This window comes from Coprococcus sp. AF102-57, assembly GCF_027686195.1.
Classification (GTDB): domain Bacteria; phylum Bacillota; class Clostridia; order Lachnospirales; family Lachnospiraceae; genus Allocoprococcus; species Allocoprococcus comes.
Window position 1 is genome coordinate 1 of record NZ_JAQCSY010000018.1, and the last position, 13,304, is coordinate 13,304.

Annotated in this window: 14 protein-coding genes; all 14 read right to left on the reverse strand. The window is 34.0% G+C overall.

Going from position 1 to position 13,304, the window contains the following annotated elements:
* Window positions 1–191: 191 nt before the first annotated feature.
* The 14 genes from PGZ10_RS11560 to PGZ10_RS11625 all read right to left on the reverse strand — a co-directional run bounded on the left by PGZ10_RS11560 (window position 192) and on the right by PGZ10_RS11625 (window position 13,298).
* A complete protein-coding gene (locus PGZ10_RS11560) occupies window positions 192–2,768 on the reverse strand; it encodes an ABC transporter permease (RefSeq protein WP_158581115.1) in 2,577 nt (858 codons plus the stop codon).
* Between the two features lie 14 nt (window positions 2,769–2,782).
* Window positions 2,783–3,451, reverse strand: a complete 669-nt coding sequence (locus PGZ10_RS11565; protein WP_117689869.1) for an ABC transporter ATP-binding protein — start codon at window positions 3,449–3,451, stop codon at window positions 2,783–2,785.
* A gap of 85 nt (window positions 3,452–3,536) precedes the next feature.
* Complete coding sequence (locus PGZ10_RS11570; protein ID WP_117738816.1) at window positions 3,537–4,241, reverse strand: hypothetical protein; 705 nt, start codon at window positions 4,239–4,241, stop codon at window positions 3,537–3,539.
* Window positions 4,242–4,243: 2 nt separating this feature from the next.
* Window positions 4,244–5,449, reverse strand: a complete 1,206-nt coding sequence (locus tag PGZ10_RS11575; protein WP_117689867.1) for a radical SAM/SPASM domain-containing protein — start codon at window positions 5,447–5,449, stop codon at window positions 4,244–4,246.
* A gap of 15 nt (window positions 5,450–5,464) precedes the next feature.
* Entirely contained in the window at window positions 5,465–6,091 is a 627-nt protein-coding gene (locus tag PGZ10_RS11580) for an ABC transporter ATP-binding protein (RefSeq protein ID WP_147330228.1), read from the reverse strand.
* 5 nt (window positions 6,092–6,096) lie between these two features.
* A complete protein-coding gene (locus PGZ10_RS11585; RefSeq protein WP_117738817.1) occupies window positions 6,097–7,038 on the reverse strand; it encodes an ABC transporter transmembrane domain-containing protein in 942 nt (313 codons plus the stop codon).
* Complete coding sequence (locus PGZ10_RS11590; protein ID WP_158581116.1) at window positions 6,995–8,038, reverse strand: S8 family serine peptidase; 1,044 nt, start codon at window positions 8,036–8,038, stop codon at window positions 6,995–6,997. Before PGZ10_RS11590 ends, PGZ10_RS11585 begins: the two co-directional genes overlap by 44 nt.
* The gene (locus PGZ10_RS11595) at window positions 8,031–9,065 is read right to left on the reverse strand and encodes a radical SAM protein (protein ID WP_117738819.1); all 1,035 of its coding nucleotides are present in this window, start codon (window positions 9,063–9,065) and stop codon (window positions 8,031–8,033) included. Before PGZ10_RS11595 ends, PGZ10_RS11590 begins: the two co-directional genes overlap by 8 nt.
* 175 nt (window positions 9,066–9,240) lie before the next feature.
* Window positions 9,241–9,378 carry a hypothetical protein gene (locus PGZ10_RS11600; RefSeq protein WP_158581117.1) on the reverse strand — a complete coding sequence of 46 codons (138 nt, stop codon included), beginning with the start codon at window positions 9,376–9,378 and terminating at the stop codon, window positions 9,241–9,243.
* 16 nt (window positions 9,379–9,394) lie between these two features.
* A complete protein-coding gene (locus PGZ10_RS11605; RefSeq protein WP_158581118.1) occupies window positions 9,395–9,532 on the reverse strand; it encodes a hypothetical protein in 138 nt (45 codons plus the stop codon).
* Between the two features lie 14 nt (window positions 9,533–9,546).
* Complete coding sequence (locus tag PGZ10_RS11610) at window positions 9,547–9,681, reverse strand: hypothetical protein (RefSeq protein WP_264466055.1); 135 nt, start codon at window positions 9,679–9,681, stop codon at window positions 9,547–9,549.
* A 64-nt stretch (window positions 9,682–9,745) separates the two neighbouring features.
* A complete protein-coding gene (locus tag PGZ10_RS11615) occupies window positions 9,746–12,337 on the reverse strand; it encodes an ABC transporter permease (protein ID WP_118697759.1) in 2,592 nt (863 codons plus the stop codon).
* Window positions 12,334–12,996, reverse strand: a complete 663-nt coding sequence (locus PGZ10_RS11620; protein ID WP_117982747.1) for an ABC transporter ATP-binding protein — start codon at window positions 12,994–12,996, stop codon at window positions 12,334–12,336. Before PGZ10_RS11620 ends, PGZ10_RS11615 begins: the two co-directional genes overlap by 4 nt.
* 149 nt (window positions 12,997–13,145) lie before the next feature.
* A complete protein-coding gene (locus PGZ10_RS11625) occupies window positions 13,146–13,298 on the reverse strand; it encodes a hypothetical protein (protein ID WP_181977179.1) in 153 nt (50 codons plus the stop codon).
* Between the last annotated feature and the right edge of the window lie 6 nt (window positions 13,299–13,304).

Genomic DNA, 13,304 nt, shown 5'->3' on the forward strand with positions numbered 1-13,304 from the left:
TTCTACCTCCAACCGGTAATAATTGCATCGCAGTTATTAGTTCCTGAGTGTATACAATCATGTAGGCACTCGTCTGGATCGCAATACTGCACTTCGATGTCGAATGTTTCTTCCTGTATTACTTGCTCTAAAATCCTCATACTCTTTCGCCTCCTTTCCAAGTAATTTTATATTTAATAAACTTAAATATCCTATCCCTCAATTCTAAGTTTTTCTACAATACTGCCTTTGCTAAATACCTTATATAATAATTTAGGTAAAAATATTGTTAGTATAACAATATTTCCACCTATAAGAATAGCTGGCCATATTACCATATCAAAATGCATAAACCATGTATCTTTACAAATCGGACCAATCAATAAAAATCCCGATACTAACGAACACACTAAGCCTAAAAGAGCTGCATAAACAGAATATAGCAGACTTTCTCCTGTTATCAAAACTTTAATCTGTTTTTTGCTCATTCCCACACTTTCCATTATGGCAAATTCTCTTCTCCGACTCAAAATATTTGCAATTGTTAAATTCAAAAAATTGATAAGACCTGAAATTCCAATAATACAACTAACAACAATTCCCACTGCATAAATTGTATTTTTCATACTTTCCATATCCTGTTTTATCAACTCAGCAGAATTAAATCCAACTTTTCCTTCAAAATTTTCAACGAATACTTCAATCTCCGATGAAATTTGTTTCATATTTTTTTCATCGACATTGAATGTATAATTCATGATTGTTGGATTTTGATATAAATCTACAAATGATTTTGAGGAAAGGTAGAACATCGGTGCATCTCCTCCAACAATATTTATACCTGTCGTCATATTAGGAGCCTCATATTCTGTCGGGCTAACATACGCATGTGCAATAACCGTATAAAGTTTTTCCTCACCATCAACAAAAGCCTTTATTTTATCACCTAAATTGCATTGAAATTCTCTCGTATCTTTTGAAGTACGTGAAACTGGCAATGCTTCTATCAAGAAATTCTCTTGCTCCATTTTATGAAAAATACTATTCTGCTCTATACCTGCAATAGAGTCTACTAAATTCATTCTCTGGTAAACATTTTCATCTATTCCATAGACATTACAAATTGGAAAATTATTATTTCCCAGTATTACACGCCCATTTTCTGTAGCTACCATCTTCACTCCATTTTCAGATATAATTTCATCTTGTATTGGTGCATTATAATCAAATGTAACGTTTAAATCATCTAATGTATTTTTATATATAATCCCTTCCGCATTAATTTTAAAGTTTGCCTTAATGCTATCTATTACTTGGGGTTCTAAACCATCACTATGTCGTGTATAACCTTTTAAATTATTAAATAGATTACCACTTCCGATTTCAATATCCGCAGCACTTTGTAATCCAACCCCTTTTTCTATACTAATACTATTTGCCAGAATAAAAACTGAATTAAAAAACACACAACATAATGCAATAGATATAACAATAAAAATACTTCTTTTTTTGTTTCTTCTAAAATTATCATTTGCCATTTTAATTATGCTAAATTTATGCGTTTTTTTCTTTTTCTTATTTTTTCTTATTCCCGTTTCCTTTATAGCTACCAATGGGGAAATTTTAGATATAGTACGTAATGGTTTACCAATACTTATTTTAACCGTTGCAATCGTAAATATCGTTGCCACAACAAAAATCAACGGATTTGGTGCTATTACTATTTCTGTTTTTAAATATTCACTTGCAATAGTATTCACTGTAAACGGTAAAATAGATTTACCGATAAAATACCCTGTAACTAAACCAACTGGTATTCCTAGCACAAGTAACCACAATGTCTGGATTTTAACAAGTAATGCAATCTGAGATTGTGTCGTACCAATAGTTTTAAGTAGTCCATAATTTTTTATATCCTGCATAGCTGAAATAGAATAAATATTATTAATAAGCAAGTAGCCTGCCAAAATAAATAAAACTATAAAGATAATCACTGCGCCAATCACAGAAAAATCCAATTGTGGATTTGTAATTGAATTCACTGCACCAGATACAACATCTTTTCCTTTTTGCTCGTTAAAACCTTCAATGATCTTATTTATTTGTTGCTCCACGTTCTTTTTAGATTCAAAAATCACCTCTGAGAAATACGTTCCAGCATATTCCATGTCCTCATCGTATGTATAGGGAAACAAAGATTCATTTTTATTCATAAACTCCTCTGACACTAGCAATACACTAACTTGTGAATTTCTAGCTTCCCACCATCCGGAAACTGTCATTTCATAAACATAATGCTCTTCTCTTAAATCAAATTCTATCCTGACCTTTTCTCCTACTTTGGGTGTTACTCCTAAACTTTCTAATGCTTTATCTGTAGTAGCAATTTCATTAGCCTTTTTCGGTGCTTTCCCATGCGTTGGCCTATTAAAAGTTAATTCTTGCTCTATTTGATCCATATAATCAATTTCAACATTATGATTCTTTGTATTACTTGCAAATCCTATCGGTCTTCGACAACCACTAACTTTTATGTTGCTATTTTCCTGCAACTGCTCAAACTCATTTTTTGTTAAATATCTTATATCTCCGTCTGCTTTACTTCCCTTTTGCATCTGCATAGTAGTCTGTATTGATTGATATGTTCCCGTACAGATTGTTAACATAGAAGTAAATAGCATAGTGGTTAGTATAATTGCCAAAATAGTAATTATATTTCGTGTTTTACTTTTTCCAAAATTCTTTTTTGCAAGATTAAAGATACACTTTTTATTTCTAGTCAAATACACCGCATTCCCTCCCATTATGCGTCTATAATTTTCCCGTCCTGAATTCTAATAATTCTATCCGCCATTTGAGCCAAATTCATATTATGCGTAATCATAACAATAGTCTGACAAAATCGCTGACTTGTTTGTTTCAATAAGCCCATTACTTCAAGACTTGATTGTGTGTCAAGATTTCCTGTCGGTTCGTCAGCCAAGATGATAGCCGGTTTTGTAATCAAAGCTCTGGCAATTGCAACCCTCTGTTGTTGCCCACCTGATAGATTTCCAGGAAGATTCTCCAATTTTTTATCAATGCCCAAAATTGTAACAATTTTGTTCAAAAAATCTTTATCTATATCATTTCCGTCTAATTCCACTGGAAAGACAATATTTTCATAAACATTTAATGTTGGAATTAAATTATAATTTTGAAAAACAAAGCCAATGTTCCTTCTGCGAAAAACCGTTAGTTCTTCTTCATTTAATTGTCCTATTTTTTTGCCTTTTACTAAAACACTCCCAGAAGTTGGTATGTCTAATCCACCAATCATATTTAATAATGTAGATTTTCCACTCCCTGAAGCGCCAACAATAGCAACAAATTCACCTTCTTCTATCTCTAAAGAAACCCCATCTAAAGCTTTTGTAATATATTCACCGGAATCATAATATTTTTTCAATTCCTTTGTTTCAAGTATAGTCATGCTATTACTTCCTCCATCCTAGAATTTTTAGTTTTTATAAATCCATAACCATATAGGGTTTAAGATTTCCTTTATATCCATAATCTCACCTTCCTATGCTATTGAAAAACTCCTCTATTTCTACAGAGTCAAAATAAAATTCTGTAATTTTTCCATTCGTAATTCGATATAATGCTGGAACACCTGCAATCAGCATATCTTCATAATTTGTAATAGAAGCATAGTCAATTTCCGGTGTCTGAATATCTGTATAAATATCTCCTACCTGTGACCCAGGAAAAGCAGGAATATCGTCTGGGGTAATGGTCACAAAATTAAAACGCATTCGCTTTCCGTAATCATTCTTCATATTTTGGTATTTTTCTTCCGATTCGCCCGGTAAAAATACCTTGTTTCCATCACTGTCCACATATCCTATCTTTTTGTTATATTTGGAGCGTGTTGCTGTCCAGTTATATTTTTGTAAAGGACGATTTTCTCTTAAAGCATAATCTACAAAATATACATTATCATTTTCTGCCGCAAAATTCAGCATTTTATCTTTTACCTGATTGCAAAACGGGCACTGAACCATATAAAAATAAACGTAGTAATCCTCCTGGTTCTGATTAAACATATCCTTCAAATTGATTTTCGTAACATTTTCGTATGGATCTTCCTCAGAAGCCACAATAGCAGCCTCTTCCCCTGTTGAATAAGCAAGAACACTCTCTGCATTTAAAGATACTGTCATCACTGTAGCCGCTGTTAATAAACCTACTGTTTTTAAAAGTCTTTTTCTATTCTTCATAACTAATTCCCCCATAATAATTTTTCTAAATGTCCTTTTTGTTTTTCACAAAACTTCTGGAAGATTTCCTCGTCGCTCTGCATTCCCAGAGTAAAATTGATACAAGAATGACAGAACAGATTCACATCACAATCCTTACATTTTTCCATTCTCCAAGGTCTTAACTTTTCCAATTCCTCTTTCCATGCCGGGTTCTCAATAATTTCTGTAATTGGTGTTTCCAGCAGATTTCCCATAAAAAGATTTTCCAAATTGCTAAGTGGAGCACAAGGATATACATCTCCGTTTTCACTGATATTTAACTCCTTTTTACCAGGCTGACATAATGCACATCTTAAATGCTGCTTTTCCAATTTTTCTATGTATTCCATTGGTGGAAGCAATTCTCTTTGGTTCTCTTCTCCTCTTCCTGAAGGAGCAAATCTTCGGATCAATGGTTTTACATCTAACTCTTCACATAATTTATAAAAATCCTGATCATGTCCATAGGTATATTTTGTTTCCAGCATGGAAACAGATACTTTTTCCATTCCAGCTTCTTTTAATTTTTTGATCCCAGCAATCACCCGGTCATAAATCCCTTCTCCTCGCACTTTTGTGCAGCTATAGGAATCAAAACCATCAAGACTGACGGAAACACCATCAACATTCTTTTTAATGATTTCCATAAGCCGGTCATTCAGCAGTAACGCATTTGTAGACAAGGTAATTGCACCTTTATAATTTGCCCTTAAATATTCCAGTATCTCGCAGAAATCAGGACGGATTAACGGTTCCCCACCTGTCAGGTTAATCTGTTCTGGATTTAAAACCAACACCTGAACAATCACCTTTTTCCAGTCTTCCGTATTCATGTGATCTACTTCTTCTATACAAGCAGACGCCACACAATGTTTACATCTTAGATTACACCTATTGGTCAAAGAAAGATATACGATCTGATACGGATAGGTTATCTCATTTTTCATCTGTTCTTGCGAAATATAAAAATGAATCCGGCACAGTTTCTGAAATAACTTATAGGCATTTTTCTTTACCACAGTATCTTCTTCCTCAATGGTAAAATCCCCATTGTTCTCTTCCAGATATTTTTCAAGATACTGAAAATAAGCCTCTGAGGTTTTTACAAATCCTCCGTTTCTGGTGTTACACAAAACAACTCTTTCTTCACGTACTAAAACTTTTGCATTTGGACTTCTCATATACATATCTGGTTCCCTCCTTTACAACTCAATGATAAAGTCTGCATTTTTTTCTGCATCCGCTTCATGCGAAAATAAAATAACAATGCTATTCTGTTTCAAGTGTTCTATAATATCATAAAATTCTTTTTTAGAAACACTATCCAGGTTTGATGTAGGTTCATCAAAAATATATACAGAACGTTCTCTACATACTGTCCGGATAATACCAATTTTCTGTGCCTGCCCACCTGAAACGCTTCCAGTATCAATAAGCTCCGACTCTAATGTACGCCCCATTTCTTCCAAATCTTTATAAAATGATAATAAAGAAATATATTTTTCTACCGGAATAGAATCATTAAGAGCAATATTATTTCTTATAGTGTCACGAAAAATCGGCGGCTTTTGAAAACAAATTCCTATTGTTTCTGTAAGTATTTCCCTGGAAAGATTAGTAATGCTTTTCCCATCTAACAATATAGTTCCTGAAAAGTCATTCCAGATTTTTAACAAGATACCAGCCAGTGTACTTTTTCCTGAACCATTTTTCCCTTTAATCAGATAAATAGAGCCCTTCTCAAGATACATATTCAAATTTTTTCTATATACTTTTACATCTTTATAACTGAAATTTACATCTTTTATTTCAATTTTTGATATATCCATTTGCTTCACCCCACAATCTCATTAATTCGGTCCATTGATACTTTTGCCTTTTGGAACTGTCCAATTACAAGCATGATTGAGGACAGCGGATTAAACATTCTTTGTGTGTACATAATAATCACTGTCAGCTCTCCAAACTGTACCTGTCCCTTAATCACCATAACACCACTGATTGCCAGTACAATCAAAAAAGTAGTGGTACTAATGAGCTGCGGTACTGAACGGTTATAGGCCATTAACATATTTTGCTTTAGGATTTCATTTCGCAAAGAAGTTTCGTTCCTGCAAAATTTGTCTATATAGTAATTTCTTCCATTTAACGCCAGATACTCATAAAGGTTGCTTACAAACTCCTTAATCAGACCATTTCCAACATCCATTTTTCCCATTACTTTTCTGGACTGGCTCATGATTTTTTTGTTGAAGAAAATCTGAATAGCAATAAGAATCGGATAAATCAAAAGCATAAACCAAAAGATAACCGGATTAATCTGTATCAGGATTACCGCTGTAATAATCACAGTCACAATTTGTATCAGCAAATCAGAAAGCATACGGGAAGAGAGCATCTCTATATTATTAACATCTGCATTCATGCTGGTCATAAACAGATTTGATTTCTTCTCTATTTCCTTCCCATCAACCTGAAACATTGCTTGTATCAACAATAACTTGATTTTAACAATAAAACCATTTGACATTTTGCAAAACAGATAACTCAATGCCAATGCTACTGTAATAGATACAAGCTGGCATATAGCCATATATGCAACATTGGTAATAACCGCTCCTGGATCTTTTGCCGGAACTGCCTTATCCAGAATATTGGTAATTAACTGAGGATAAATATAAGTCACTATGGCGTCCATAGCTACCAATATAATTCCAAACAGATAACCCCATTTATACTTTCGTATCTGCTCCAAAACAACATTCTTTTTCTTCATAACACATATTCCTTCTTAAATGTTCAACCAGATTATACAGGGTACAAGCATCACCTACTTTTATGGCATGATAATCCGGTTTCGTAATTTTCAATTCCCCATATATCCCGCTGATAAAATCATAAAAATTAAAGAAATTCACTCCTGTAATTTGGGAAAGAAATGGATACCTGCTGATTTCGCCAAGGGAAGATGTGCAGCCAAACTCTAACAATCTCCTGTGTATTTTTTCCAAAATCATCTGTCCCACTTCATCAGTCTGGAGCTTTCCTACACACTCTAAATCAATTTCTTCTAAAGGATCATCTGTCTTTTCCAGTATGTTTAATGCCTCCTGTACGCTTTTTATATTCGGTGCTGTTTGCATAGCTCTGGCCAGAATACCTGCCACATAAGCATTTCCCTTTGAAGTTCCCTTAAAAAAATTATATCGTCCGGATTTTCCTGCAACAAATATCGGTGAAATATCCGCCAGAACCTGAACGTTTGCCGCCCTGTCTACAAGAATTTTTTTCTTTGCATCTGGTAATAATTTCCCCACACCAATCACACTTTTATAAATTGCCGGTATGGTATTCTTTGCATTATTACATTCCGAAGTACAGATAATCTTTCCCTGTTTTTCCAAGTCATTACAAATGTCCCTCAATTCCTTTTCCATAGCAGGATCAAGAATTTGTGTTACGGAAAGGCTCAAACAGATGAGATCCACCTGTAGTTCCCTGCACTTTTTTAATGCGGCAAGCAGTAAAGAACTGGTCGTTTTTCCTAATTCATTTACAATTTTTATAGGATAAAATTGTGTCTGCTCTGCAAATTGTAAGATACAATCAATGCAGTTGGTTCCATGACCAAAAACATCATCAAAATTTCCCTCTTCAACAATTCCATTATCTTCTGCACTTTTTTGAAAAGAGAATCCCTGAATTACATGCTGCATAATTTCCTGATTTTGTGTATCTACACCGGAGTCTACAACTGCCACTTTAGGACTATACATGGAATCCCTCCAATATATATTTATACTTTTTATAAATCCGATAAACAATATCTCTTTCATTGCACTGGAAAGCAGAAACAGTGTAGTAATCTCCGGTATATGCTTTATTAATCAGTTTACATACCTGGCTGGAGCAATTCTGTTTAAATGTACAATCTCCACACCCTGTCACCGGAATTTCGTTAATCTTATGGAGAGCCTCCAGTTTTTCCGGTTGTAATCCTTTCCAAACATCTCCCAGCCAATAATCCACTTTATCCGCAGCTAATGCACATGGGTAAATTCCACCATCCGCAGATATATGGAATGTATTTGTTCCACCGTCACAGCCAGTACGTCTTCTGAAGGTTGCCTCTTTAATATTGAATAATAAATACTGTGCTGCTTTTTTATCTTTTTCTATCATGTATTCCATGATTTTTTCGTAGTTTTCATAATATATCTGCATATCTTGCTGGTTCCATGCAGCCCCGGCATCTAATGCAAAAGTTACTACTCCCATATCCATCTGATCCAGATAAATATAATTTTCAGCCATAGCCGGAAGGGTTTCCTTATTGACAGTCATTCTGACCCGGATGTATTCACCTTGCTCTTTTAAAAACTTTAAGGTTTCCACTACTTTATCAAAGGAAGACTCACCATTTGGATAAATACGGTTTGTATCATTTGTTTTCCTATTTCCATCAATGCTTACAGAAATCTGTACCTTACCCTTTATAAAATCATAAATATCCTTCTCAAACACTGTTCCATTTGTTGTCATTGTAAAAATAATATGACCATCATACCGTTCTTTTAAGGTTTTTATAATATACCGAATAACGTCAAAATTCAGTAATGGCTCACCACCATGTAAAGCCACATTAATCCGTTTTCCTGCAGCAACAGTTGCATCAAATTTATCAGTAAAATATTTAATTGTCTGTTCTGCTGTTTCCAATGTCATTGTTTTTGGCTGCTTATGTACATAGCAGTATTTACAAGCTAAATTGCATCTTTCAGTTACCCAAAATGTAATATTCATTTGGCTTTCCCCCTTTCTTATAGAATTAGTATACTTACAAAATCTTACCAAATTATTACGCTAGAAAAATATGTATAAATACAAAAGTGTCCCTGTAGGAAAATAAATCTGCTCCTAAACCAGAAAAAGATCCTTGCCTTTAAAACAAGAATCTTTTTCTGTAATTTTTCGTTCTTTACCAGATTGTTGTCATATAGGCATCACAGTTATTGACACCTTCATGTTTGCAATCGTGATAACAATCACTTGGATCACAATACTGCACTTCAACATCAAATACAACTTCCTGGATTTTTTTCTCCATTTTTTCCATATAGCATTCCTCCGTCTTACCAGATTGTTGTCATATAGGCATCGCAATTGTTAACGCCTTCACCGTAACAATCGTGATAACAATCACTTGGGTCACAATACTGCACTTCGACATCAAATACAACTTCCTGAACTCTCTTTTCTAAATCTTTCATGGTTACGTACCTCCTTACAATACTGAAGTGAAATGTGTGTTACAATGTCCAGGTGCTGTCAAACAATCATGGGCACAATCATCTGGATCGCAATACTGAACCTCTACATCAAAAGGTTCTTCCTGCATTCTCATTTCAAGTTCTAACATATTATCCGCCTCCTTTCGCTTATATTTTGGTTTATCAGCACTTTTATGCTGTAAATCATCTTATCTACAGATTTCTGAGGCGTTCTGTAATACTTCCTTTTTCCCAAAAATAAATCCCTGCCTCAGAAGCAATAACAGCTATTATTAAATACAACACTATGACGATGGCTGCCGGAAGTAATGTAAATTGGAAAGTAAAAAGCCAAATAGAAGAACAAATACCCATGACTGCTGTCATACCGATTAGTGTTGCAAGTATAAATCCACCAATTGCAGCATAAAAAACATATCCTACACTCTCCCTTATAATCAGTTCACGCAACTGTTTCTTTGTTGCACCTATACTTCTAAATGTTGCTAATTCTCGGTTTCGCACAATTAGGTTTGTAAAAATAATATTCACAAGATTTACAATTCCAATTACACCTAAAATTCCTCCGATTAAGACACATAAAATTCTAATCAGTGTTTTGTAGTTTTCGATTTCGGAGTGCCTTTGCTCTGTAGTTTCAAATCCTACATCAGCAAATTCTTGTGAAATCTGATTCAACATTCTTCGCACAGCAGGAGCATCTTTCTCATCTGCATCAAAAGAATAATTCACTAAATTACCTTTTCCATACAATTCTTTAAATAAACCTTCTCCTAAATAAAGCCAAGGACCTAAAATAGTATCATCACCAGTTACACTACTACCTGATATTTGCTCTGAATCTATTACCAAAATTTGAGATATTACTTCTACTTTTTTTAATGGTTTTCCGTTCTTATAAATCGTTACTGTTTCCCCAATATCCGGTGAATTTTCTAAATTATCACTGCTATAAGTACCTTTTGTAGTTTTGAAAACGGCAACTAAAATATAATCTCCACTTTTTAATTTTTCTTTAATGGTAACAATATTTTTTTCCCCATCTAAAATCTCCATTTTATCAACAAAATTTTCAGAAACACCGCACACATTACATAATGCTTTTTCGTCTTTTGATAATGTTACCTGTCCATAGTTTGTTATTGCTTCATTCGTAATTACTCCATCAACTTCTACATTGGGCATATATTCTTTTATTTCAACGCCTTCACTGCCCCATTCAAAACTTATGTCAGAATTATCTACTGTATTTTTATATAGTCTAGTAGCATTTCGGACTATAGAATTTTTCTCTACTTGCTCTATAGCTTCTTCATTCAATGCTGCCGAAGATCTAACATATCCAACACTCGGATTTAAAGTATCTTTAGATGCAATTAAATAATCCCTCCGCATTTGTGCATTAATATATTTTTCTTCATCAAAACTATTAGAGATAATCCACAAAGAGTTGACAAATATAATACTTAATATAAGAGAAGTAAACACTAAAATCGTTCTCTTTTTGTTTCTTTGCAAATTACTCTTTGCTATGTTCTTAATGGATCGAATATCCTTTTCTGCAGTTTTTTTCTTTATCTCTGTATATTTTGCTGTTTCAATTGCAGAATACTTTGCCGCTTTTTTGGAAGGTCTTCTCATGCTTAAAAATACTGTAATCAATACAAAGATAATTGTTAAAATAAAAATAGCTGGATGCACTGATTGTACAATGGTAATTTCTTCCTCACTATATTCCCAATTTTTCAGAATAACTGGTAACAAAAGTACACCTAGTCCATATCCCAGAAGCAAACCAACTGGAATACCTATAAGAGATAAAAGAAACATCTGTCTTCTCATTAATTGCTTAATCTGTTTACCTGTCATTCCAATCGTTTTCATTATTCCAAATTGCTGGATATCCTGCATAACACCTATATCAAAAATATTATAAATCAGCAAATATCCACATAAAACAAATAAAGCTGCGAAAAAGAATAGTGAAAGAATAGTTCCCGTATTTCCATCTTCTGAATATAATACATAGTTCACTGCTATGTGAATATATTCTCTTCCATTAGAATCCTCTGTTTGTCCTCCAAGGCTTTTCACATACGCTTTAAGGTTCTGCTCAATATCCTTTGTGTTCTTCATGCAAACGCTTGCATAATACGTTCCTGATACTTCTTTATCATCATCATAAGTATTCTCTGTCACTTCAGGATTATGTTCTAAAAATGCTTCTGATACAATTAAAAAATCGACCTTAGAATTACCCGTATACCAACCTGCCAATCGCATATCAAACTTATATTCCTGATTTCTCAGTGTAAAAGATACCGGAACATGACTTCCTATTTCTTTTTCTATCCCCAGTTCTTCCAATGCTTGCTCCGATAATAGCACTTCTTTCTCATCTTCCGGCATCTTCCCCTCTTCCAATGAAAGGTAATACGCTTCCATACCTGTTTTATCCAGATAGTCTATTTCAATAGGCCTCTTTGTTTCTCCTTCCAGAAATGCAATCGGAATCCTTCCTCCGACACTTTCAAATAAATCTGCGTCTTGAACTTTCTGAAACTGTTCTTTATTTAAATATCGAAGCTCTGCATCTGCTTTTAATCCTGAAAGTCTTAACTGTGTTTCCTGGATGGATTGCATACCGCCAAATCCAATTTCCAATACGGATGTAAATAAAATGGTAGTTAACGTAATCGCCAATACAAGAAGAAGATTTCTCTTCCTATGTACTTTCAAATTTCCCTGAACCATTTCTTTGATTATTTTCTTTTCATTACTCATACGATTTTACCATCTCTCATTCTTATAATCCTTGATGCCGTTTCTGCAATTTCTTTACTATGGGTTATCATGATAATCGTCTGATTGTAACGCTCCCCTGACTCCCTAAGCAGCCTAAGAACCTCTTCGCTTGATTCACTATCCAGGTTTCCTGTCGGCTCGTCTGCTAAGACAATATCCGGCTTCGTGATCATTGCCCTGGCAATGGCAACCCTCTGCTGCTGTCCACCTGATAAGGTGTTTGGTAAATTTTTCAGCTTATTTTTAATACCCAGGATTTCTACAATTTCTTCAAAATATACTTCATCAATTTTACTGTTTCCCAGATAAAGCGGTAACAATATATTACTTTTTACATTAAGTGTTTGAAGCAGGTTATAATTCTGAAATACAAATCCGATATGCTTTCTTCGATACACCGTCAGTTCTTCCGATTTCATTTTTGTTATATCTTTTCCATGTATCAGAACGCTTCCCTCTGTCGGATTATCCAATCCGCCCAGCATATTTAATAATGTTGTCTTGCCGCAGCCTGACGGTCCAACAACAGCTATGAACTCGCCTTCTTCAACAGAAAGATTGACATGATCTAATGCCTTTACACAAATCTCTCCATTACGGTAATACTTTTTTAAATCTGATGTTTTCACCAATTCCATGTTTCTCACCTCTCCTTGTTTTATTTCATCATAATATCTAGTTCTTACCCAATTATTACATTGCAAAAAATTTTCAAAGAAAAGAAGGAGACTCCCTACCTTAGTAAAAAGTTTCCTTCTATATAATTCACTAATTAAATTCCTGTTAATTAAAACATGGTTGTAAAATGATAATTGCAGTGATTTGCTGCATCTTGGCAATCAAGATAGCAATCATCTGGATTACAATACTGTACTTCTACATCAAACAATTCTTCCTGAATTCTTCCTGAATTCTTTTCTCCATTTTTTCCATATAACATTCCTCC